The following is a 22003-nucleotide window of genomic DNA, read 5'->3' as shown; positions in this document are numbered from 1 at the left end:
ACCGTTATTTTTGTGGCTTTTCTCGATTCATTTCAGTCATGTCAACTTCGTTCATCTTGGAATCACCCAACAGATATTGGCTAAAGTAATCGCCCATTTTCCAGAAGAAATACTCAGTCATATCGCCAAAGCCATGTCTTTGTCCAGGTAATAGCAGGAAATCAAATCTTTTGTTAGCCTTTATCAATGCGTCTACCATGCGAATGGAATTTGCCGGGTGCACATTGTTGTCAATATCTCCGGTAGCGATAAGTAGTCTACCTTTTAGGTTTTTTGCGAGCTCTGTATTTTTATTGATTTGGTAGGAGAATGTTGTATCGCCTTTAGCGGATACTTTTTCTGTTACCCCATGATGGCGCTCACTCCACCAGCGGTTGTAGATCTGATTTTCATGGTTTCCTGCACCAGATACCGCGACTTTAAAGAAATCAGGGTAAACAAGCATTGCGGCTGTAGACATAAATCCACCTCCGGAGTGGCCGGTTATACCAACGCGGTTGATGTCGATGTATTTATAGCGATCTGCAAGCTGTTCCGCAGCGACTTTTTTATCTTCCAAACCATAGTCACGCAGATTGCCATAGCCATAGGTATGATACCATTGTGAACGTGAAGGATGTCCGCCACGGTTGCCGACTGTGATGACGATAAATCCAAACTGAGCTAGCCTGTCGATTCTGTCCATGCTTCTTCCAAAGGATTTATTGACAGCCTCGGTTTGGGGCCCTGGATATACATATTCCACAATGGGGTAAGTTCTGGTACTGTCAAAGTCAAATGGTTTATACATGACTCCATAAAGATCCGTGGTACCATCTCCGGCTTTTACTTTAAAAGGTTCCGGGAATTTGTACCCTGCAGCAAATAGTAAGGATAGATCTGTTTTTTCCAGTGTCATTACTTTCTGTCCATTGCTATTGTATAAGACCGATTCAGGAGTCGTGTTTACTCTGGAGGAATTATTGATAAAATATCGGGTAGATTCGCTCATTTCCACTTGGTGATCAAAGTTTCCCGGATTTAATAATTTAATTCCGGAGCCATTTGTATTGACACTGTACTGATGTAGATAATAAGGGTCTTCGTTTTTCTCACGGCCCGATGCTGTAAAGTATAGTGTTCCTGAAGCAGGGTCTAAACCGGTAATTTCCTCCGTATGAAAGGCACCTTTTGTAATTTGATTAATCAATTTTCCATTCGTGTCGTAAAGGTAGTAGTGACCCCAGCCATCTCTTTCTGACCAATGGACCAATTGCTTTTTGTTTTCGATAAGGAATGGTTTTTGAACATCCAAATATACATTGGAACGCTCCTGGATAATATTTTTTACCGTACCATTTATATTGACTTTTAGGAGATCAATCCGTTTGAGGTCACGGCTAGAGCGTGAAATGTAAAACTCTTCGTTATTGCCTAACCAGTAGTTGATAAAATAATCCTCTTTATAAGAATTTTTATCCGGAGTTTTTGTCCAGGTAGAGATGGTCTGATTTTTGAACGCGGATATATTGATGCGGCGTGGAGATTTTGCTGCTGCATCGAAGATATAAAGTTCAGTTTCCGTCGAATCGACTTCGCCCGGCATTTGGTATTTATAGGTTTCAAGTGTCGGCCTGGCTGAGCCAACATTATTGATTACCCATAAGGGTTTTAGAGAACGGTTGTCCTTTCTGGTCAAGGTGAAATAACGTCCATCCGGCGACCAGCTGATCCATACTCGTTTACGTTTTGGGTCATTGTCTTTGTCTTTTTCCTCACCTGTAGTTGTGCTGTATTCATCACCGCCCCAAGCATAATATTGTACACCGTCTTTTGTTATCTGGTGCTCTACAATGGTGCTATCTTTTTCATTCTTTACCGCTTTAAGGTAGTTGGGTTTGTCCATCCAATACAAGTTGTAATCTTTCGCAAAATAGACTGTATTGGTGTCAGGGGAGAATGTCGCCCAGCCCAATGGTGATTTTACTTTTGTTGAGTCACTTATTTCAACGACAGACTGTGCAGCTAAGTCATATTCCAGATAAAATAGTTTCTTTTTAGTCGTATCGGACTTATTCTTGAGCTTTTGTATTTCATCTTTGGATTTTACGGTGTCTTTGGTACTCTGAACCTGAAACCTTAATTTTTTCTCATCCTTGGTAAATCGAAGCCCCTGTAATTCCAGATGTTGGGCATCAACAGGATTTTTAACGATTTTAGTAATTTGAGCGGCGAGGTTGTCATTATTGAAAAGAAGTTCTTTCTTTTTTAGTGCAGGGTTTACAATGTACCAGTTTCTTCCTTGTGGACTTGCGTAATCATACCAAAAGCGATCGGAAAAATTGATCCAATTTGGTTTGATGCTAGTCGAAAAAATCATTTTCTTTAATTTTTCAGGGGAGAATTTTGCAGCCAGCTGATAATTGGGCTTTATAGGCGTTTCTTTCGCCTGTTGTGCAGTGCTAACATAGGGCAATAAGCTCGCCGCCAAGATTAAGTAGTACTTATGCATTAATAATATAGATAATTGTATAATAATGGTTCCGAACGTAAAAATATCCATTATTAGGTTCTTTTGCGAATGATTCGTGTAATAATCCTATGATGGATAGAAGTTTTCATTGAAATTGACCAGAAAAAGTTCCTTTGTTGCTCGGGTAACCCCAGTGTACAGCCATCTTAAGAATTCAAGATCCAACATATCATCGTTTATATACCCCTGGTCGACAAACACGATTGGCCATTGGCCGCCTTGTGCTTTATGACAGGTAATTGCAAATGCAAATTTAATCTGAAGCGCATTATAATAGGGGTCTTTTTTGATTGCTTCGAGCCTGTCCTTCTTATCCATGATGTCGGCATAATCCAAGGCAATCTCTTCGTAGAGTGCTTTATGGGTTTCATAGGGCAGATTGGGGCTGTCTGTATAAAGGCTGTCTAGGATAACGCGGCAGGTGATGGGTTCTATTTCGTCAATGTCTACAAATTCAAGCGTGACATCTGCAAATCGAAATCCATGCTGATCGTGGATGTTACTTACTTTTCGCACTTTGGCCATATCGCCATTTGCAATAAATCCATCACCCATGTTGTTTTCCTGTAACCAGAAGTAGTTGTTTTTTACAACCATAATATAATCTCCGCCGGTGAGCTCCTCGTCCCGGAACAAAATCCTGTTCCTTATATTTTGGTTGTATAAATTTGCAGATCGATTTGAACGGCAGATAATCATTGTATTTTCGAGTCCATATTTGTCATATGCATAGTTTATACCTTCGATTAACCGTTCACCTGTCATTCTGTAAAGATCTTTAAATCCTTTTGTTATGAACTTTGGAAAAGGGAAGTCGTCTTGTTCTTCCTCTGCCGAGGTTATCTCTTCGCGTATTTTGGTTGCATTGTACAATATACCGGAGTCTTTGGATTGGCGGACAACCGTGGTTAGCTCAAAAGGATAAACGCAAAGGTGAAATTCACTTTCGAGATAGCTTGGGTTTAAGGCAGGGCTATCCAGGAGTCCTACAGGAGGTAATTGAGCCGTATCTCCAACAAATAATAGGGTACAGTTCTTCCCAGATTGCACATAACGGATCAAGTCGTCCAAAAGGCTTGCCGAAAACGCATTCACGGAAGCATTGGATATCATTGAGGCTTCATCGATGATAAATAAAGTGTCTTCATGCAGGTTCTCCGCCAAGGTGAAATCGAGCTGAAAAGAAACAGCAGATTTTTTACGGTATATTTTCTTATGGATTGTAAGTGCTTTGCGTCCCGAATAATAGGTGATCACTTTTGCAGCCCTGCCGGTCGGTGCCAGCAGAACAGCCTTTTTCCGCAATGCAGGCAGCACTTTAACCAGCGCAGAAATTAATGTTGTTTTTCCTGTACCCGCATATCCTCTAAGTACAAAGCAGGATTGTTTGTCAAAAGCGAGAAGAAATTCTTGCAATAATTCGAAAGCCTCCAACTGCTGTTCGGTGGCTTGCCAAGGGAATTGCTGTATTAACAGATTTTTGATGAACACCCTCAAAGTTATTTAAAAGGTTTGTCTTATCCTCTAGAAAAAGCTATTTTTGCTCTAAGAAGTTTTAATTTTTACAATTCAGCGAATGAATTATATTTCAAAACAATTTAATATTCATTATTTACCGGAGTACAATCTTTTGGTCAAGGCTGGCTTTCAGAAGGATGTCTTGGCGGTGGTTGATAAAAAGTCGATCGCACCGATTTTGATCGAGTATCCTTCAGAGGAGCCAATTTTGGATGCCACACGAATTATGAGCCTTCCGTTTCGATTTGTCCGCGTTGTGATACCACATCAAACTTTTACGTTTATTCCAAAAGAATTTTTTCTGAGTGAAAACATCAGTGATTACCTACAGTTTTTAGGCACAACTGATCTTGAAAATACATTTAGCTATTCTTTAGATAATCTTAATTTAGTTGCTGTATATCAGTTTGATGGTCTTTTATTGAATAGGTGGAAGCGGTTGTTTCCTGATGCTGTTATACTTCCAGAATTTGCGGTTGTACTTGACCGTGCGCAGGAGCGTGTATCCATTAGGGGGAGTGTATTGGGGCTTCATTTTGTAGCTGACAATACAGTTGATTTTTATCTTTTTAAAAATGGTGTTTTCCAGCTTTATAATAGTTTTGAAATTCATAATCTAGATGATATCAGCTACTATGTGCTTAATATTTTAACACAATTCAATCTAGGGGACTCCATCAATAAAGTGCTCCTTTCAGGAGAAATTCCAAATGAATCCTATTATAAACGTATCTCTACTTATGCGGGTGATATCGAAATATTGGATTTGAAGACAAAAGTCGTATTGGCGGATAGCGAGATCGAGTCAAATTTGGCCCCATATAATGTATTGTTTGATTCTATACTATGCGAATAATCGGAGGTCGTTTAGGTGGTTTAAGGCTGAATCCACCGACCAATTTACCTGTGAGGCCAACCACGGATATCGCTAAGGAAGCGCTGTTTAATATTTTACAGAACCGACTGGATTTTGATCGTTTAAAGTGTCTGGATCTTTTTGCGGGAACAGGGAATATTAGTTTTGAGCTCGCATCGCGGGATGTGGAATCAGTAGATGCAATAGATCTTCATTTCAAATGCGTGCAATATATCAATGAAACAGCCGGGAGGATGAAACTGGAGCAAATTAAAGCAAGGAAAGCCGATGTATTTAAGTTTATTGCCAGCTGTAAGAATACCTATGATTTTATTTTTGCAGACCCACCTTATGATATTCCTAAATTGCCACAATTGCCAAAATTAATTTTTGAAAAGGAATTGTTGCATGAACATGGGCTCTTTGTTGTTGAGCATCCGTCAACAAGACAGATGGAAGATCATCCAAATTTTATAGAAACTAGAAAATACGGGTATTCATCATTTTCCTTTTACGCTAAGACTATCTAATATGAAAATTGCTGTTTTTCCGGGCTCTTTTGATCCCTTTACTTTAGCTCATCAAGATCTTGTTGAGAGAGCAATGCCGCTATTTGATAAAATTATTATTGCAGTGGGCTATAACGCCAATAAAAAAGGAATGTTAGATCACGACGAGCGGGTAGATTCAATTAGCCGTGTTTTTAACGACGTAAGTAGGGTTGAGGTGCATAAATATAAAGGTCTTACAGTAGATTTCTGTAAGCAAGTTAAAGCACGTTTTATATTGCGTGGGCTCCGAAATACCAATGATTTTGAATTTGAAAATGCTGTTGCTCAAAATAATTTGTTGCTCAATAATGATGTTGAAAGCTATTTTTTAATGAGTAGATCTGGAAAGGCTCATATTTCTTCATCCATTGTTAGAGACGTGTGGTTTAATGGAGGAGATATCAGTGCGATGGTGCCTGTTTCTATTCTATCTTTGTTGAATGAAAAAATAAGATAAGTTACCTAAGTATAGGAAAAGCGATATTTAACGAAAATGGCTAACAGAATAATATTTTGTTGGCCATTTTTTATAACTGAAAAACAAGAACTTATATTCGTTATCTAACTAATATGTTTTCTTAAATTAAGGTCATTTCACTTTCTTGTATGCTGTGTGGCCAAATATTATTTGGTAATGCAATTGAAGTGTTTTTAATATTCTTATTTTCAGTGTGTTAAATTGTTTTTCCCTTGCTTTTAGTCTAGTAAGAGCTTGCTTTGTCCAAGAGAAAACATTCTTCCGGCGTCAGTTTGATTTCTACAGCTCTACTGAGTTCCTCGAGCTGTTGGATACTGGTTGCACTTACAATAGGCGCCGTAACTGAAGGCCTGTGTAGACTCCAGGCTAAGGCGATAGCTGACATACTAGCTTGTTGTGTATGTGCTATCTCAGCCAACACATCTAAAATGCGCAGGCCACGCGCGTTAAATTTGTCTTTTAATGCATCGTAACGCTTAGTCTCTTTGATGTCTTCAATAGATCGGTATTTGCCCGATAGGAAGCCACTGGCAAGTGAATAGTAACTGATTACGCCCAAATGATTATCAATGGCCAATTGTTCATACTGCTCTTCGTATTTCATACGGTCGTAAAGGTTATATTCAGGTTGGATAGCGATATAATATGGTAAATTGTGGTCTTCGGCCATTTGGAGGGATTCTGAAATACGTTCTGGACTTAGGTTTGAAGCACCGATCCATTTTATTTTTCCATTCTGGATCAGGTGATGATAAGCCTCCAGTGTTTCATCGATTCCAGTTGTCAGATCATCGTGATGAGATTGATAAAGATCGATTGTGTCTACGTTCAATCGCAGGAGTGAATCTTCCACAGATTTAATAATATACTCTTTTTTAAGATTAGGTTTACTATTGTCTATTCGACGTCCGCCGACTTTTGTTGCAATCTGAATTTTATCGCGAATATCTCTTTTGCTGATCCATTTGCCAATGATTGTTTCTGATTCGGACCCACTGTGACCCGGGACCCAATGTGAATAGTTGTTGGATGTATCAATAAGACTGAATCCCATATCGATAAAAGCATCTAACAGGGCGAAAGACTGTTTCTCATCGACGGTCCAGCCAAATACATTTCCACCAAAGACAAGAGGTTTGAATTCAATTTCACTGTTTCCGAGTTTTACTTTTTCCATGATCATTTGATTGTTTACTGATTAAAATTACGTAAAAAAGGCCATTTTCAATCAATTGATAGGGCATTGAAAAGTTTTTTTAAAATTTTCTCATTCATTTTCAGCGAGTTTTAAAAATGCGCGTTATGGTGATTTGGAATAATAAAAACTTTGCTTACTTTTGCATCATCCCAAACGGATATGCCCGGATGGCGGAATTGGTAGACGCGCTGGTCTCAAACACCAGTGGGAAACCGTGCCGGTTCGACTCCGGCTCCGGGTACTAAAGCTTCTCAATCGGGAAGCTTTTTTTATTTACTTACTTACTGCTTTTTATACTTAGTTTAAGGTAGTTTTGCGTGGTTCCTTATTCATTTCCAAAACTAATGGCTTTATTCTTCTACTTTTTAGCTTTCTCCATTAAAATGTATTAGAAATAAAAAACACCACAATACAGTGTATTATGGTGTTACATGAATATGTGGTTTGATTAGTTTTTTGCTAAGACCATTTCTGGTTCTTCTTTTCCGCCATGACAGGTTTTGCAGGAAATAGCTTTGGCAGGCGAGCTATCCCAACTACGATTAAAATACTTTTTGTTTATCTTTTGGGTCATCTTAATCATCGCTCGTCCAATTTCTTTTTTGTGGTTATCGTCACTTGCAAAATCCATTTTTTTAGGATCCTCTTTTGATGGTGCATGACAGAAACCACATTTTACGCCCAATGCAACGTTAAATTCCTTCATGGTGGAAATCAATTCATCGTGGGAGATATTCTTGGGAAGAACTTTTAGATTGGTTGGTTTTGGTTCTTCCTTAGGTTTTTCCTGTTGGAAACTGAATGCACTCAAAGCAAGCGCAATAGCCAACACCGATGCAATCGTACCTAATTTATTTATTTGTTTCATTTCTCTTTTCCTTTATGCTTAACTAAATATAGGGAGAAAGCGATAATTTTCAAATAGAAAATGAAGTTAATATGACAATTTAGATTGATTATTATTTACGTACTGCATCCGTAACGTTCCAGCTTTGACTATTGGACTGGTAGTTAATTGTCAGCATTTTCCCCTCAATCGTCACGTTTTTTAAGCCGGTGGTGTCGGAAGAGACCCAGGTGCTATCATTTGTTTTATTTAATACAAAGTCTGTAATATTCGGAATGCCTGTATAAAATTCAATTTTATAGGTGTTTCCGCTCACTTGTAAAACACGTATCAAACGATTATCCCGATCCACATCCAATGAATTATCCTGATATTGAACACGGCCTATAAAGCTGCCGGAAGCCCCTGCAGATCCGTCCCCTGTGTTATCTTTTTTTGCACATGAGGTGATTAGAATAATAGATAAACTGAGCGCAGCTAAAGGGATGAACAATTTCATGTGTGTAATTTTTGCTCTAAAATAAGACTTTTTGATCGAAAACTCAATTGATTAATCCAGAAATGATATTTATCGTCAATGCAACGACAAATGTATTTAAAGCAAAGGAGAGGAGGCCATGGAATAGCGCTACTCTTCGTATCTTTTTTGAAGAGATTCCAACGTCAGAAACCTGAAAGGTGCATCCCATCACAAATGAAAAATAAGCAAAATCCAAATAATCGGGCTTGTCGTCTCCCGGAAATTCCAGTCCAGTTCCGGCAGCTTTATTTTCATAGTATAAACGGGCGTAATGAAAGGTATATATGGTATGGACCAATCCCCAGGAGGACAGCATGGCTAACATGCAAATAATGATAATATACGCGTCATTTAACTGTTTATCCTTACTTGATATAATAATCATCAATACCGAAACAAAACAGCCTATGGTCACTAGGATGATAAATAACGACACGAAGAGACGGCTACCATCCTCTTGCTGTGCTTTCCTGGCAATGGAAGCAATCGGCATTGTGTAGAATGTGTACCAGGATATAGAAATATAGGATACACAAAATCCAAACCAGCATAACATTAAATTAAGCAGCGGAAGGCTTTTGATCGGCGAGAGCAGGTAGATCAACAGAAAGAAAAAGACCGAAATCAGTGCCCTATGGATGGATTGCATCCGATGCAGGTAGTAGCTCATTTTTTCCATTTCAGGTTCAATTAACAGTCAAATTGTTCTTCTGCTTCAAACATCAATGGGTTGCCGTTATTGGACAGAAATAGTAGCATAGCTTCTTCCTCATAATTTTTTGGATTGGAAAAAATAAAATCTAATGCACCATCTCGGTCGATATCCCCAACGAATAGAGTCGACATAAATACGTGGTCATATTGGTCAACCTGAAAAAGTATTTTCTCTTTATTTCGATTACTTGGAATATAAAGCAGCTTGTAATTGGTAACCTCATGAAACACCTTTTCGTGCCCTTTTTCATCTGTTTGTACTTCTGTGGATTTGATAGTTCCCGAGCCCTTAAGCTCGATCTTTTGGTTATTGAAAGAATATGCAACGGATTCTTTTGGCCAGACTTCGGAGTGACTTATTTTAACATGTTCCACAGCACCAGCTTTAAGCCCCTTGAGTTTCAAGAATAACAATGAATTTCTTCGTGATTCAACGCTTTTAGTCACTACTTGTGCGCAATCGTCAAAACCGTCCTTGACCTCATAATCGGCTTTACCTAAATAATATTGACCATTCTCTTCATAGAGATCATACCATTCTTTGTTTAATACTGTTGTAGGATCGTTCTTTTCCCATATACGATAGCTGCGCACTAGAAAAATCTGTCCTTGTGAAGAATCACTTTTAGGAGAAACGAACGATGTAGTGCTATCGCTAGTTGATAGGGCTAAACTATCCGAAGTGTTTGCTGTATCAGGTAAATTTCTGTGCTGTTTTGTAGAGGAGTTTGTACATGCCTGCAGGAAAAATAATCCCAGGATCAGGCTAATGTTAATGGAAATATTCATATACGGTGAATTTTGTTTAAATATATAAAATTCACCGTATATAAAGTAGCTTGGATCCTTAAGCGAGTATTTCTTTCAACAATGATAACGAATGGAGACACTTTTCATCATCAAAGATATAGGAAGTAGCCATGATCTCGTCCACTTTGTGATCGTTTACGAATTTTTCGATTTCCGGAAGAATTTTAGTGCCATCGCCGATAAATGCACAGGAAGCCATACTTTGCACGGCCTGTTCTATCGCCGGAATGCCTTTATAGATAACTTCCTGAGTAGGTTCTGAAAGTGGCCTTCTGGTATTTGTCACAATACCGGCGAATAGATTATAGAAGCTTGTTGCCAAAAAATTGGCTTCTTCGGTACTATCGGCAGCAATAACATTTACACAAGAAATGAAATATGGCTTTTCCAAGGCATTAGAAGGAACAAAATTTTGATGATAGATCATGCTTGCTGAGGCAAACTGAGCTGGAGCAAAATGCGTTGCAAAAGCATAAGGAAGACCTAGACTAGCGGCTAAATAGGCACTATCGGTACTTGACCCGAGGATATAAAGTGGGATATCCAGTCCTTCTCCTGGAAATGCACGTACTTTTGCGTCATAGTTGTCTGCACTGAAGTAGCGCTGTAAGTCTTTTACCTCTTGAGGAAATTGAAATGCTGTATTCAAGTTGTTTCTACGTAAAGCCATTGCGGTCAATTGATCAGTGCCTGGTGCACGTCCTAAACCGAGGTCAATACGCCCTGGAAATAAGGTCTCTAAGGTTCCAAATTGCTCTGCAATGACTAAAGGAGCATGATTTGGCAACATGATCCCACCAGAACCCACGCGAATAGAACTGGTATTTGATGCGATATGTTGTATTAGGAGTGAAGTTGCTGAACTGGCAATATATTCCATATTATGATGTTCGGCCACCCATATTCTTTTAAAATCTAATTTTTCTACATGTCGGGCAATCTTAACAGTACGAGCCAATGCGCTCGCTGTATGCTCCCCTTTTTTGATCGGAGCCAAATCCAATGCTGATAATGCTATTTTATCCATACATTAAAATTACGGAGAAGATTTTCGACAATTGTAATGAAAATGTCTATTCTAGCATTCGCTGTGTATGTATGACACTAAATTGATCATTTAGGGTTGTCGTAAAAAAAGAAAAGGAGTTCCCAACGTCCTTGATTTTAAATTTCTTTTTAATCTCTTCTGTTTTGAGCGGGAAATTTTTGGCAATTATCCCTGATTGCAATGATTTCTTGTTTTTCTTGAAATCAGAAAAGGATTCTACCTGTTTTACGATGAATGTTTTACCAGGAAAGTTTTCGATCTTTTGATCGGAAGTGTAGAGATGCGTGTTTTTATGAAGTTTTTTGATGTTAAATAATTGGCCAACCGTTTTAAAGGCCCCGGCTTTGGAGAGAGCAACATCTGGTTCATATAAATAGGATAGTGGTTCGCTATATTCATTGACGAGAGCGCGCTCACTTTCATAGGTGAAGGAGATAACTTGTTGCTGTCCGTGATATAATCTGATGGCATGAACGACGGCGTCACCTTCATAATCTTTTTCTTGCACGAAAATAAGCTCTTTGCAGTCATTTTGTGAGGATACAACATAAACATCTTTTACATGTCTAAGCTGTTGTATGGCAGAAGAGATATCCAATAGTGGTGCAAGTTTGCTAATGATGGTGTTGCTGCGTTGAAAAAAGTCATCCTGCAATTGCACTAAATTAGGTTCACATTCATCCAATAAAAAGACTTTTTTGTTTTGAATTCTTCTCGAAGGATCTAAATAGATGTAATCAAATTGTTTGATTGGATCATTGAGAATGTAATCAACACCGTTAGCGGCAATGATCTGAAGGTTATCTGCTTTCAATACAGCGGCATTATGTTTTGTGATCGCTGCCAAATCAGGATTTAGTTCGCAAGACGTAACCTGTGCAGCCTGTTTTGAGAAGTAAAAGCTATCTACCCCAAAGCCACTGGTGGCATCAATCAAGCGTGTACCTTTTTTAATCAGTGAACTTTTGAATACTGCCGTTGTTTCCGAAGAACATTGCTCCAAGTTAAGCTTGGCAGGAAAATAGATCCCTGGCGTTTCCGCCCATAAGGGAATTTTTGCGCTCGCCCGTTGTCTTCCGTCGAGTTGTGCGGCAAGCTCGGAAGACAATATTCCTTCAAAAGGAGATTTTTTTAATGCAATTTTAGTAGGGGACTCAAGTGCGTTTTTATCTAAAAACTGTTGAATCTCCTCTTGAAGGATCAATGTATTCATTTATATTTTCTTTACGAGAAGCTGACAGGTATATGTATCCTTTAATTCACTAATAACTTGCTTATCAACCAAAACGCGATCAATTGTTTCTTGATTGTAATAACGAATTGTAATAAGTTCGAGTCCGGATTCATGTTTGACTTTGAACCTTTGCTCCAGCTCATTGATTAAGTCCACCAGATTTTTTCCTGTATCATCTACTGCAACGGTGAAATTGATAGCTGTGTTGTGCATCATATTGATTTTGATACGATGCTCGTAGAATAGATTGAAGATATCTCTTAAATTATCTTCCACGATAAAAGAAAAGTCCCTTGGAGAGATTGAAATAAAAATTTGATTTACCTTGAATATGAAAGAAGGGACAGGTAATGTTTGATTCGTACTTTTTATCATAGTACCCGGAGAATCGGGGTCGACAAAGGAACGTACGTTCAATGCGATTTTCTTATTCTGTAATGGTTTGATGGTTTTAGGGTGAATGACCGTGGCACCATAATAAGTGAGTTCGATGGCATCTGTATAGGATAACTCGGGAATTAGCTCGGTTTTCTCAAACCATTTTGGATCGGCATTAAGTACACCAGGAACATCCTTCCAAATCGTTACATTTTCAGCATTCAAACAAGAAGCAAAGATCGCAGCCGAATAATCGGAGCCTTCACGACCCAAAGTAGTTGTGAAATTTTCAGAGGTAGATCCCAAAAAACCTTGCGTAATCACGATATATTCGTCAAGTATTGCAGGCAACTCCGTGCGAATTTTTTCTTCAGTTTTATTCCAGTCTACAACTGCTTCGCGATACGTATTGTCTGTGAATATATAATCACGCGCATCGAGCCATTTTACCTTTTCACCAATAAAAGCAACATAAGCTGCCACAATCTTTGTCGAGATAAGTTCACCCATCGATACAATTTGATCGAAAAGATAATCATATGAATCTTGAGGTTCCTCCTCTAAAATCCACTCGATCTCCACAAAGCAGTTAGAAATCTCGTCAAATATAGGGTGTTCAGCGTCAGGAAATAATTCTCGAAGAATATGAAAGTGAAATTCTTTGGCCTCTTCCAATGTCTGAAATTGGTTGCCAGTATTGTTAAAATATTCTTTGGTCAATTTTTCTAGAAGGTTTGTTGTCTTTCCCATCGCTGATATGACAACTAACAAGGCTTCGCCCTTGTATTTTGAAATAATCCGCGCTGAATTTCTGACACTTTCTGCATCCTTTACTGATGCGCCCCCAAATTTAAAAACCTGCATTTATTTATTAGTTTAGTTGATTGCTAATTGATACTATTGATATAATGTAATCCTTTGTCAGAAATCAAATGTTTGAATGTCGTGTAGGGAATACGTAATTCTGTATTTCCCTCTGCATAGGATTTGATCTCATACACGTTATAATAAAATAGAATATCGTCCTTTTCAAACGTAAAATTATCTGCGAGCGAAAACCTACCATCTTCAAAAAAATACTTTCCACTTAAAGAATCGTCCGCGCTTAACCCTTCTTGTTTGCGGAAATATTGCTCAGCGATTTTGACAAATTTATCTTTATTCTCTTTCTGAATAATGTCATCAATCATAATCTGTTTGTTTGACTGTCTATCGAAGTTTGAATAGAGGGTGAAGTGGTCCCCATGTGCACCGCCCGTGTATTCGTCCTGCTTTGTTCTTAGTCCCAAAAAAACAGGAGTATTGGCGATCACATCGACCTGTAGATCCCGGTTCCAGGTTGCAGTGGATTTGCCGTTATTATCCTCCACATATTCATTGTAAGAATTAATAAAACGATGGGCGGCCTCCTGCATACTTGTGTCGCCTTCGAGATGAACAATATTGGTGATAAGTTCATTAATTTTATCTTCTTGAAAAACAGGGTATTTTGCGCGAAAATACGTTGTGTCCAATCGATCATCTTCTTTAAGAAAATAATTGCTATGCTCATCTATGCTTTTTTGACTATAGGAGAGTGTGTCCGTGAGCTGTGCCGCTATAGCGGCCTTTTTGTGGTCATCGCAAGCAGATAGCAAACAGCTGATAACTAATATTATTAAAGAAAAGTAAAATCGCATTGAATAGATTATCTCCGTTATTTAATAAGTGATTGACACATTGATCCATTCGGCATCAAAGTTTGCTTTATATTTTTCATAAAACTTTATAGCGGGTTCATTCCAATCGAGGACTTGCCATACCATGCCATGGAATCCACATTGTTTGCCGTAAGCTAAAGTTTTATCAAAAAGCAGTTTTCCTATCCCTAAACCTCGCATGCTTTCGGTGACAATCAGATCCTCCAAATAGAGTCTTCTGCCTTTCCACGTTGAATATCGGACATAATATAATGAAATTCCGACAATTTCGCCATCCACTTCAGCAACGAATGCGCCCCAAACGGAATTCTTTCCAAAGCCTGCATCTTTAAATTCTTCAAGTGATACTGTGACTTCGTCTGGTGCTTTTTCAAAAATAGCCAATTCTTTAATCAGCTCAAGCATTTGTGGGCAATCATTGTCGATAGCCTCTCGTATGGTTGCTTTAATCATTGTTTTTGAAGTGCTTAATTACTCTTTTACCAAATATTGTGCTTCCGATGCGTACCATTGTTGAACCTTCTTCAATCGCCAGCTTATAGTCTGAAGACATCCCCATGGAGAGAATACAGAAATATTCTTCTTTCCGGTAAAAACTTGTCTTAATTCCATCGAATAACATTTTTAACTCATAGAATTCAGCCTTAATGACTTTTTCTTTATCCGTATTGGATGCTATGCCCATTAAGCCACAAATTCGAATATTTTTTAATTCGAGAAACTCGTCGTCGCGAAGAAGCTCAACTAGCTCGGCATGGTCGAAACCAAATTTTGTTTCTTCTTCTGCAATATATACTTGCAACAAACAGTCGATTGTACGCTTCGCTTTCTGAGCATGTTTGTTAATCTCCTTTAATAATTTTAATGAATCAACTGACGCAATTAAGCTGATGAATGGTGTAATATATTTAACCTTATTTGTTTGAAGGTGGCCAATCATATGCCACTGAATATCTTTAGGTAAAAGCGCTGCTTTCTCTACTAATTCTTGAACATGATTCTCACCAAAGATACGTTGTCCTGCCTCATAGGCTTCCATAATGTCCGAATTGGATTTTGTTTTTGAAACTGCTACAAGTTGTACCCCAACAGCCTCGGTTTCCAATCTTAACGTTTCTAAATTACTAGCAATACTCATTTCCGATATAGTTTTGATGATGTAAAAAGTGCCAAATGTCGGTGCTTTTTGTAAATTTGTACAAAACTACGAAATGCTACGATTAATACTGAATCTACTTGCAGTGATTTTTTTATTTGGTTCTTGTGTCGGAACTGGGGAGAAAGATATTATCTCTCAAAGTAAGTTTGTGGATGCCTTGACAGAAATTCAGCTGACAGACTCTTATCTTAATATTTTACCCATTGATAGTGCACGTAAAGTGATGTTGCCTTTGTATCAAGTGACCTTTGATAAATATGGATTGGATTCGATTTCTTTTCGAAAGAACTTAGACTATTATGGTAAGGATGCTGAAGTAATGTCTGCGATTTATAAAAAAGTGGAGGATAATTTAACGAAGGAAAATAAGATTTATGCAGATATAGAACGGAAAAAACAAGATTCAATTCGAACGCGTGATTCAATCCAGAATATGCGTCTTCAAGATAGTACCAATCGTGTTATGCGTGCACAACAGGCTTATCAGGAACGAATTGCAGCACTTATCCATTATCTGCCAAATAAGACGAAATTCAACTTTAGGGAAGCTTCTTCCTTGTTTAATACCAGTGTTCAAACAAAGACTGGTATAAGCTTGAATGGCTATCTCATGAACCAGTTGTCGGTCGGTAATTCAAATTTACCAATTGAATCACCTTCTCCACAGAAAGATACAGCTTCCCAACTGAAAACACCTGGTACTTCAGTCAAGGATACTGTTGTGACACAAAAGCATGTGGAGCCACAATTACCAACAAATGAATTGGAAAAAAGACCAATTCTTACGCCGCCGCAGCATATCAAGCCGCCGACGAAACTTTAACCATCAAAGAATATAATTTCTATGGTATATCCAATAAATGCAATTGATAAACTCGGGTTTTCCGAGATAAAAGATAAAATAAAACAAAAATGCCTAAGCGAGTCGGGGCGTGAGTTGGTTGAAAAAATTCAACCTCAAACTCGGTTTGACCAAATCGACCGGTTTCTAAGACAAACCAGCGAGTTTAAGGATCTTCTATTGAATGATGGCGCATTTCCGGTTGAAAATTTCTTTCCGCTTCGATCTATTATTGAGAAAGCTCGGGTAGAGGGGACATTTTTATTCGAGGATGAATTCTTTCGGGTATTATTATCCCTCAAGACTGTCTACGCGATTATTCGTTATTTTAATGAACGGGAGGGACTCTATCCCAATCTAGAGGTATTATTTGAACATTTACCGATCGAGAAGGGAATTATTCGCGATATTGAAATGATCATTGATGAACGTGGAAAGCTTAAAAATAATGCTTCTCGATTATTGTTGGAAATAACCCAACAGATTCAACGAGCGGAACAGGAGGTACTTAAACGTATCAATAGTATCTTTAAGAGCGCACAGGACAGTGGCTGGACAGCGGACGGGAATCTGACGATACGGGATGGAAGGCTCTGTATTCCTATTCTTGCGGAAAATAAAAGAAAGCTCAAAGGTTTGATTCATGATGAATCAGCTACAGGACAAACAGCTTATATAGAACCTGAAGAAGTATTTCAGTTAAATAATAAGATTAGGGATTTAGAGTTTGAACGTAGACGTGAGGTCATCCGTATTTTAGTGGAGCTAACGGACAAGGTCCGACCACATATTCCGCTATTGCTTTCCTATCATAGCCTATTGACCAAAGTAGATTTTGTGCGTGCGAAAGCACTTTTTGCTTTGGATATTGAGGCGGAGATGCCGGAGTTATCGAAGGAGGCCGAGATTAATTTGGTCAATGGTCGACACCCGCTTCTATTGCTGAATCAGCATCATACTGTTGTTCCGTTGAATATTCAAATCGATAATATTCAACGCATTATTGTTGTCTCAGGACCGAATGCAGGAGGGAAATCTGTATGTATGAAAACGGTTGGCCTGTTGCAAATCATGGTGCAATCGGGCTTATTAATACCAGCGGAACCGACAAGTAAAGTCGGTGTTTTTAAGCAAATATTTGCAGATATAGGCGACGATCAATCCATTGAAAGTGATTTAAGTACATACAGCGCGCATCTGTCCAAGATGAAATATTTCACGGAATTTGCAAACGGGCGTACTTTGGTACTGATCGATGAGTTTGGAACGGGTACTGACCCTTTGTTTGGAGGACCTATTGCTGAGGCTGTATTGGAATCACTTAGCAAAAAGCAAATTAGGGGAGTTGTGACAACACACTATTCAAATCTTAAAGTTTTTGCTAGTAACACGACGGGTTTGGAAAATGCTTCAATGTTATTTGACAATCGCGAAATGAAACCGATGTATATCCTTCAAATTGGCAAGCCAGGAAGCTCTTATGCTTTCGAAATCGCGCAGAAAATAGGATTAGGTAAGGATATTCTGGAATCTGCTAAAAGTAAAATTGGTGTTCAGCAGAAGAAAGTAGATACACTATTGATCGATCTTGAACGAGAGAAGAAAGAGGTGTTTGATACAAAAATTGCTATTAATAAGCGCGAGAAGGAACTGGAGTCGATTAAATCGGAGTATTTGGAATTGCAAAGTTATTTGGAAGAAAATAAGCGCGTGATTTTGAAGAAGGCGAAAGAGGAAGCGCAGCAGATTATTAAAAGTTCGAATAAGTTAATCGAAAATACCGTAGCACAGATCAAATCTGCAAAAGCGGATAAAGAGAAAACACGTGAGTTGCGCAGCAATTTGGATCAGGCACTTCAAGCTGTTCTCCCCAAAGAGCAAAAACCAGCAAAGCAAATCGTCAAAGAGAAAACACCTGAATCCACTGTATTAAATATTGGGGATTGGGTGCAGATTATTGATAATGGTGCTGAAGCGCAGATTGTCGAAATTGCAAAGAACAACCTTATTCTTGCCATGGGTGAATTGCGTACTGTTCAAAAGCGAAAGAATGTCGTTAAACTCGAAGGTCGGGAAGGGAAGAAGTCCGCAAAAAGCCTGTCAAAATCACTGTCTTCTGGTAGTGTTGCTGATTTTAAACCAGAACTTGATTTAAGAGGCATGCGCACAGAAGACGCACTGAATGAATTAGAACGTGTTCTGGATCGGGCCGTCATGATAGGTTACCCATCGTTAAAAATTATTCATGGTAAAGGTGATGGTATTTTGCGCAAATTTATTCGCGACTACCTCCGTAAATATAGCCATGTAAGCCGTTTTGAGGACGAGCATCAAGATCGTGGGGGCGATGGTATAACATACGCTTATCTATAGCCTATATTGCATGGAGCTGCGAATGTTTGGAGTTCCATGTTTCATCTTTCTGCAAAGTTTAGTATGGAGAATATTATTAACTTTTTGACTAGTGAGCCTTTGTTAAACGCGATCACTTCAATTCTGTGTGGCAGTTTAATTGGTTTTGAACGTGAGTATAGGAATAAATCTGCTGGATTTCGAACGGTAGTACTTATTTGTTTCGGTTCGGCGATGTTTACTATTGTCTCCTGTTTGTTTATTGGAAATAGTACGGATCGCGTAGCTGCAAATATTGTGACTGGTATAGGCTTTATTGGCGCTGGTGTGATCTTTAAAGGCAAGCTATCGGTCAGTGGTCTCACAACGGCGGCCGTTATTTGGGCGACAGCTGGTATTGGAATGTTTGCCGGATTGGGGCAACTGGTTTATGCCATTTCCTTTGCTGTCTTTATGGTGGTAATACTCGCGCTTTTTCAGCGGATAGAAATTCTTCTGGCTCGTTATTACCTAATCCGTTCTCTACACGTGAAATTTAGTTCCAATGAGTTTTATCACTTACATGAGTTTGAACAATTGGCATTGGATTTTAAGATTAAAGCTACTAGACGTGTTATTGAAAAGATCAATGGTAAGTTGGAGGTAATGTATGATATTTCTGGCAAAATGACCGATCTAGATCGTTTTAACCAACAATTGGCAGGTTCATTAGTTATAGATGAGTTTTACTATAACAAATAAACACATCTATAACTAATTTCAGCATAGCTTAGGTTGTTTCTTTACCTCCAAAAGTAATCAAAACCATGCCTGAAATAATGACAAACATACCCAGTACTTGCTGCCAGCTCAATGAACTTTTAAAATATAGCGCCATCGCCAACTGGACGGTCAAAAACGTACCGCCAGAACATAAGGCAATTACGATGGGTTGAGAGACATTTTTAAATAACTGTACAAGAAACCAACTTGCTGATAAAAGAATAATGTTTCCAATAATTAAAGTTGTCCATTTATACTTCGGATGTACCCCGCCAAGTTTAAATAGGATAGATGAAATAATTTGACAGGCCCAAAATGCCACAAAATAGATATAGTTCAGCATAGATTTTTTATTCGTATCTACTATAAGCATTGTTAAAAGATTGGCGCATCGAAGCGAATTGATTGATCACACTCTTTAGAAATTCTTCGTCGAGTAAATCAAATACCCCATTTACACCGCCAATTATATCCATTTCTGCAATTTTATAGGATTGTTCTAAGTTTCCTTGCTCAAATTTAATAATGAATTTTTGATTCATACCAAAAATTGAAATCTTGCAATCGGGATGGGGGAGTTCAGCTATTAATCTCATGTAAATTTCGTGTTTTTTAAAATTAGCATAAAAATATAAAAAAACGCCCAAATGCAATGCATTTGAGCGCTCAGGATTATGATATGATTAGAAAAAGGCGTGTTATACGATACCTTGTGCTTTCATCGCGTTAGCGACTTTTATGAAACCACCAATATTGGCACCTTTCAAATAATTAACGAATCCACTGTCTTGGCCATATTTCAAACAAGTTTCGTGAATGCTTTCCATAATAATTTTTAAGCGATTGTCAACTTCTTCTGTACACCATTGTGTCCGGATTGAGTTTTGAGACATTTCTAAACCGCTGACAGCAACACCTCCAGCATTCGCGGCTTTACCGGGTGCAAAACTGATTTTTGCGTCTAGAAAAACTTTAATAGCTTCTGCAGTAGAAGGCATATTGGCACCCTCAGCTACGCAGATACAACCATTTGCTACAAGCGCTTTAGCATCCGATTCTTCTAATTCATTTTGTGTTGCACATGGCAATGCGATATCACATTTAAATTGCCAAGGCTTTTGACCAGGTAAGAACTGGGCATTCGGATAACGTGCAGGGTATTGATCGAGGTTTCTTCCCAAGGTAGCCCCAAATGCCATTTTTTCGGCATCAAAACCATCAGGATCATAAAGTGTACCCAAGCTATTTGAAACTGTAATCACTTTGGCACCAAGTTGAACGGCTTTTTCAACAGCGTAAAAGGCTACGTTGCCAGCACCAGATACTGTCGCTACTTGACCTTGTAAAGATTTTCCTTGATATTTAAATATACAGTCAACAAAATATAGAAGCCCATAGCCAGTAGCTTCAGGACGAATATATGATCCACCCCATAATTCACCTTTACCTGTTAGAACACCTGTAAAATTGTTTTGAAGTCGCTTAAATTGACCAAATAGGAAACCTATTTCACGTCCACCAACGCCAATATCTCCTGCAGGAACATCTGTATCTGCACCAATATGACGATAAAGTTCAGTCATAAAGCTTTGACAAAAACGCATAATTTCATTATCTGATTTACCTTTAGGGTCAAAATCAGAGCCTCCTTTACCACCACCAATTGGCAGTCCTGTTAAGCTGTTTTTAAATACTTGCTCAAAAGCGAGGAATTTTAAAATACTTTGATTAACAGAAGGAGCGAAGCGGAGACCGCCTTTATATGGACCGATTGAACTGTTCATTTGAACACGATAACCACGATTTACCTGTACCTGATGGTTATCATCCAACCAGGTTACACGGAAGGATATAATCCGCTCTGGTTCAGTCAGTCTTTCAAGAATCTTTTGGTCGAAAAATTCAGGATGGTTTTCGGTAATATAAGGAAATAAATCCTCGGTAACTTCTTTTACAGCTTGTAAGAATTCTGGTTCATTTGGATTGCGTTTCTCAACGATTGAGATGAACTCGTTAAAATTTTTTGACATGTTTTAATTAGTAAAATTTCCCTTTGGCTGGCACTAATTTATGTATTTTTTAATGAAAAACCAATATTTGTTAATTATTTACAAATATTAATCTGTTTTAATGAAATTTCATATTTTATATTTTTCGTTTAAAATAGACGATTCATTGGTGAAATGTGTGTGTAGTGATAAATTGACTGTATTTTGTTCGATTTTTATTATTGAAAAACGAAAATGATTCTGTTTTGATAAAATAGATTGAAATAGAGCTAATAATTATAAAATATCTAACATCTAACGCTTTTTTATGATTATTTGGCAAATATTTTAGCTTAGTTTTAACTCGGAGGCCTAAATCCTTTTTGTATATTAGTTATTTATAATTTATATTATGTTAAATAGATGTTTTGAATACTCTCCTTTTATATTGATTCAATAGTATTTTTGTAAATCAACAGTTTTTAATAATAAGCCGAATACTGGGATGTTGGTTGTAATAATTGTCTCTGCTTTTGT

At 38.1% G+C, this 22003-nt stretch carries 22 protein-coding genes and 1 tRNA gene; 7 read left to right on the top strand and 16 right to left on the bottom strand.

Going from position 1 to position 22003, the window contains the following annotated elements; translation table 11 throughout:
* Positions 1–4: 4 nt before the first annotated feature.
* Positions 5–2491, bottom strand: coding sequence for a S9 family peptidase (locus IQ31_RS22035; protein WP_145330085.1), 2487 nt, complete (start codon positions 2489–2491; stop codon positions 5–7).
* An 87-nt stretch (positions 2492–2578) separates the two neighbouring features.
* Entirely contained in the window at positions 2579–4003 is a 1425-nt protein-coding gene (locus IQ31_RS22030) for an ATP-dependent DNA helicase (protein WP_145330083.1), read from the bottom strand.
* Positions 4004–4088: 85 nt separating this feature from the next.
* On the opposite strand from IQ31_RS22030, the gene IQ31_RS22025 reads away from it, so the two are divergent.
* From IQ31_RS22025 to coaD, 3 genes are read left to right on the top strand one after another with little or no spacing between them, the layout of a single operon-like run.
* Positions 4089–4886 (top strand): DUF3822 family protein, encoded by a 798-nt coding sequence (locus tag IQ31_RS22025; RefSeq protein ID WP_088161539.1) that lies wholly within the window; start codon positions 4089–4091, stop codon positions 4884–4886.
* Positions 4877–5416, top strand: coding sequence for a 16S rRNA (guanine(966)-N(2))-methyltransferase RsmD (gene rsmD / locus IQ31_RS22020; protein ID WP_145330080.1), 540 nt, complete (start codon positions 4877–4879; stop codon positions 5414–5416). Before IQ31_RS22025 ends, rsmD begins: the two co-directional genes overlap by 10 nt.
* A 1-nt stretch (position 5417) precedes the next feature.
* Entirely contained in the window at positions 5418–5894 is a 477-nt protein-coding gene (gene coaD, locus IQ31_RS22015) for a pantetheine-phosphate adenylyltransferase (protein WP_075992599.1), read from the top strand.
* 244 nt (positions 5895–6138) lie between these two features.
* Here the strand turns inward: coaD and IQ31_RS22010 are convergent, their stop codons facing one another.
* Entirely contained in the window at positions 6139–7092 is a 954-nt protein-coding gene (locus tag IQ31_RS22010; RefSeq protein WP_145330078.1) for an aldo/keto reductase, read from the bottom strand.
* Between the two features lie 182 nt (positions 7093–7274).
* Here IQ31_RS22010 and IQ31_RS22005 point away from each other — a divergent pair.
* Positions 7275–7354 (top strand) — tRNA-Leu (locus tag IQ31_RS22005).
* 207 nt (positions 7355–7561) lie between these two features.
* Here IQ31_RS22005 and IQ31_RS22000 read toward each other — a convergent pair.
* The 10 genes from IQ31_RS22000 to IQ31_RS21955 form a co-directional block, all read right to left on the bottom strand.
* Positions 7562–7981: a c-type cytochrome gene (locus IQ31_RS22000; RefSeq protein ID WP_120335886.1), complete on the bottom strand. Its 420-nt coding sequence runs from the start codon at positions 7979–7981 to the stop codon at positions 7562–7564.
* Positions 7982–8072: 91 nt separating this feature from the next.
* Positions 8073–8459 (bottom strand): hypothetical protein, encoded by a 387-nt coding sequence (locus tag IQ31_RS21995; RefSeq protein WP_088161542.1) that lies wholly within the window; start codon positions 8457–8459, stop codon positions 8073–8075.
* Positions 8460–8502: 43 nt separating this feature from the next.
* Positions 8503–9159: a DUF1345 domain-containing protein gene (locus tag IQ31_RS21990; protein WP_088161543.1), complete on the bottom strand. Its 657-nt coding sequence runs from the start codon at positions 9157–9159 to the stop codon at positions 8503–8505.
* Positions 9160–9170: 11 nt separating this feature from the next.
* Entirely contained in the window at positions 9171–9983 is an 813-nt protein-coding gene (locus IQ31_RS21985; protein WP_145330076.1) for a hypothetical protein, read from the bottom strand.
* 58 nt (positions 9984–10041) lie between these two features.
* The gene (locus IQ31_RS21980; protein ID WP_120335883.1) at positions 10042–11031 is read right to left on the bottom strand and encodes an LLM class flavin-dependent oxidoreductase; all 990 of its coding nucleotides are present in this window, start codon (positions 11029–11031) and stop codon (positions 10042–10044) included.
* A gap of 46 nt (positions 11032–11077) precedes the next feature.
* Entirely contained in the window at positions 11078–12265 is a 1188-nt protein-coding gene (locus IQ31_RS21975) for a THUMP-like domain-containing protein (RefSeq protein WP_145330074.1), read from the bottom strand.
* Complete coding sequence (locus tag IQ31_RS21970; RefSeq protein WP_145330072.1) at positions 12266–13528, bottom strand: aspartate kinase; 1263 nt, start codon at positions 13526–13528, stop codon at positions 12266–12268.
* A gap of 23 nt (positions 13529–13551) precedes the next feature.
* A complete protein-coding gene (locus tag IQ31_RS21965) occupies positions 13552–14301 on the bottom strand; it encodes a DUF3298 and DUF4163 domain-containing protein (RefSeq protein ID WP_158638952.1) in 750 nt (249 codons plus the stop codon).
* Between the two features lie 63 nt (positions 14302–14364).
* Positions 14365–14817 carry a GNAT family N-acetyltransferase gene (locus IQ31_RS21960; protein ID WP_145330068.1) on the bottom strand — a complete coding sequence of 151 codons (453 nt, stop codon included), beginning with the start codon at positions 14815–14817 and terminating at the stop codon, positions 14365–14367.
* Positions 14810–15502, bottom strand: coding sequence for a YggS family pyridoxal phosphate-dependent enzyme (locus IQ31_RS21955; RefSeq protein WP_145330066.1), 693 nt, complete (start codon positions 15500–15502; stop codon positions 14810–14812). The genes IQ31_RS21960 and IQ31_RS21955 overlap by 8 nt, the downstream gene beginning before the upstream one ends.
* Before the next feature lie 73 nt (positions 15503–15575).
* Between IQ31_RS21955 and IQ31_RS21950 the strand changes: the two genes are divergently transcribed.
* The 3 genes from IQ31_RS21950 to IQ31_RS21940 all read left to right on the top strand — a co-directional run bounded on the left by IQ31_RS21950 (position 15576) and on the right by IQ31_RS21940 (position 19457).
* Positions 15576–16346 carry a DUF4296 domain-containing protein gene (locus tag IQ31_RS21950; RefSeq protein ID WP_088161551.1) on the top strand — a complete coding sequence of 257 codons (771 nt, stop codon included), beginning with the start codon at positions 15576–15578 and terminating at the stop codon, positions 16344–16346.
* Positions 16347–16367: 21 nt separating this feature from the next.
* Positions 16368–18737 carry an endonuclease MutS2 gene (locus IQ31_RS21945; RefSeq protein WP_145330064.1) on the top strand — a complete coding sequence of 790 codons (2370 nt, stop codon included), beginning with the start codon at positions 16368–16370 and terminating at the stop codon, positions 18735–18737.
* A gap of 63 nt (positions 18738–18800) precedes the next feature.
* Positions 18801–19457, top strand: a complete 657-nt coding sequence (locus IQ31_RS21940; protein WP_075994794.1) for an MgtC/SapB family protein — start codon at positions 18801–18803, stop codon at positions 19455–19457.
* Positions 19458–19485: 28 nt separating this feature from the next.
* On the opposite strand, the gene IQ31_RS21935 is transcribed toward IQ31_RS21940, so the two are convergent.
* From IQ31_RS21935 to gdhA, 3 genes are all read right to left on the bottom strand, one after another.
* Positions 19486–19851: a hypothetical protein gene (locus IQ31_RS21935; protein ID WP_232475781.1), complete on the bottom strand. Its 366-nt coding sequence runs from the start codon at positions 19849–19851 to the stop codon at positions 19486–19488.
* Positions 19829–20074 carry a hypothetical protein gene (locus IQ31_RS21930; protein ID WP_075992612.1) on the bottom strand — a complete coding sequence of 82 codons (246 nt, stop codon included), beginning with the start codon at positions 20072–20074 and terminating at the stop codon, positions 19829–19831. The genes IQ31_RS21935 and IQ31_RS21930 overlap by 23 nt, the downstream gene beginning before the upstream one ends.
* 102 nt (positions 20075–20176) lie before the next feature.
* Positions 20177–21508: an NADP-specific glutamate dehydrogenase gene (gene gdhA, locus IQ31_RS21925; protein WP_075992613.1), complete on the bottom strand. Its 1332-nt coding sequence runs from the start codon at positions 21506–21508 to the stop codon at positions 20177–20179.
* Between the last annotated feature and the right edge of the window lie 495 nt (positions 21509–22003).

The organism is Sphingobacterium siyangense (assembly GCF_007830445.1).
Classification (GTDB): domain Bacteria; phylum Bacteroidota; class Bacteroidia; order Sphingobacteriales; family Sphingobacteriaceae; genus Sphingobacterium; species Sphingobacterium siyangense.
This window is presented reverse-complemented; position numbering and strand designations above follow the sequence as displayed.

Bases quoted from the DNA above. Each gene is read 5' to 3' on its own strand.
- IQ31_RS22035 (WP_145330085.1), bottom strand. From the start codon at position 2,491: ATGCATAAGTACTACTTAATCTTGGCGGCGAGCTTATTGCCCTATGTT.
- IQ31_RS22025 (WP_088161539.1), top strand. From the start codon at position 4,089: ATGAATTATATTTCAAAACAATTTAATATTCATTATTTACCGGAGTAC.
- rsmD (WP_145330080.1), top strand. From the start codon at position 4,877: ATGCGAATAATCGGAGGTCGTTTAGGTGGTTTAAGGCTGAATCCACCG.
- coaD (WP_075992599.1), top strand. From the start codon at position 5,418: ATGAAAATTGCTGTTTTTCCGGGCTCTTTTGATCCCTTTACTTTAGCT.
- IQ31_RS22010 (WP_145330078.1), bottom strand. From the start codon at position 7,092: ATGGAAAAAGTAAAACTCGGAAACAGTGAAATTGAATTCAAACCTCTT.
- IQ31_RS22000 (WP_120335886.1), bottom strand. From the start codon at position 7,981: ATGAAACAAATAAATAAATTAGGTACGATTGCATCGGTGTTGGCTATT.
- IQ31_RS21995 (WP_088161542.1), bottom strand. From the start codon at position 8,459: ATGAAATTGTTCATCCCTTTAGCTGCGCTCAGTTTATCTATTATTCTA.
- IQ31_RS21990 (WP_088161543.1), bottom strand. From the start codon at position 9,159: ATGGAAAAAATGAGCTACTACCTGCATCGGATGCAATCCATCCATAGG.
- IQ31_RS21985 (WP_145330076.1), bottom strand. From the start codon at position 9,983: ATGAATATTTCCATTAACATTAGCCTGATCCTGGGATTATTTTTCCTG.
- IQ31_RS21980 (WP_120335883.1), bottom strand. From the start codon at position 11,031: ATGGATAAAATAGCATTATCAGCATTGGATTTGGCTCCGATCAAAAAA.
- IQ31_RS21975 (WP_145330074.1), bottom strand. From the start codon at position 12,265: ATGAATACATTGATCCTTCAAGAGGAGATTCAACAGTTTTTAGATAAA.
- IQ31_RS21970 (WP_145330072.1), bottom strand. From the start codon at position 13,528: ATGCAGGTTTTTAAATTTGGGGGCGCATCAGTAAAGGATGCAGAAAGT.
- IQ31_RS21960 (WP_145330068.1), bottom strand. From the start codon at position 14,817: ATGATTAAAGCAACCATACGAGAGGCTATCGACAATGATTGCCCACAA.
- IQ31_RS21955 (WP_145330066.1), bottom strand. From the start codon at position 15,502: ATGAGTATTGCTAGTAATTTAGAAACGTTAAGATTGGAAACCGAGGCT.
- IQ31_RS21950 (WP_088161551.1), top strand. From the start codon at position 15,576: ATGCTACGATTAATACTGAATCTACTTGCAGTGATTTTTTTATTTGGT.
- IQ31_RS21945 (WP_145330064.1), top strand. From the start codon at position 16,368: ATGGTATATCCAATAAATGCAATTGATAAACTCGGGTTTTCCGAGATA.
- IQ31_RS21940 (WP_075994794.1), top strand. From the start codon at position 18,801: ATGGAGAATATTATTAACTTTTTGACTAGTGAGCCTTTGTTAAACGCG.
- IQ31_RS21935 (WP_232475781.1), bottom strand. From the start codon at position 19,851: ATGCTTATAGTAGATACGAATAAAAAATCTATGCTGAACTATATCTAT.
- IQ31_RS21930 (WP_075992612.1), bottom strand. From the start codon at position 20,074: ATGAGATTAATAGCTGAACTCCCCCATCCCGATTGCAAGATTTCAATT.
- gdhA (WP_075992613.1), bottom strand. From the start codon at position 21,508: ATGTCAAAAAATTTTAACGAGTTCATCTCAATCGTTGAGAAACGCAAT.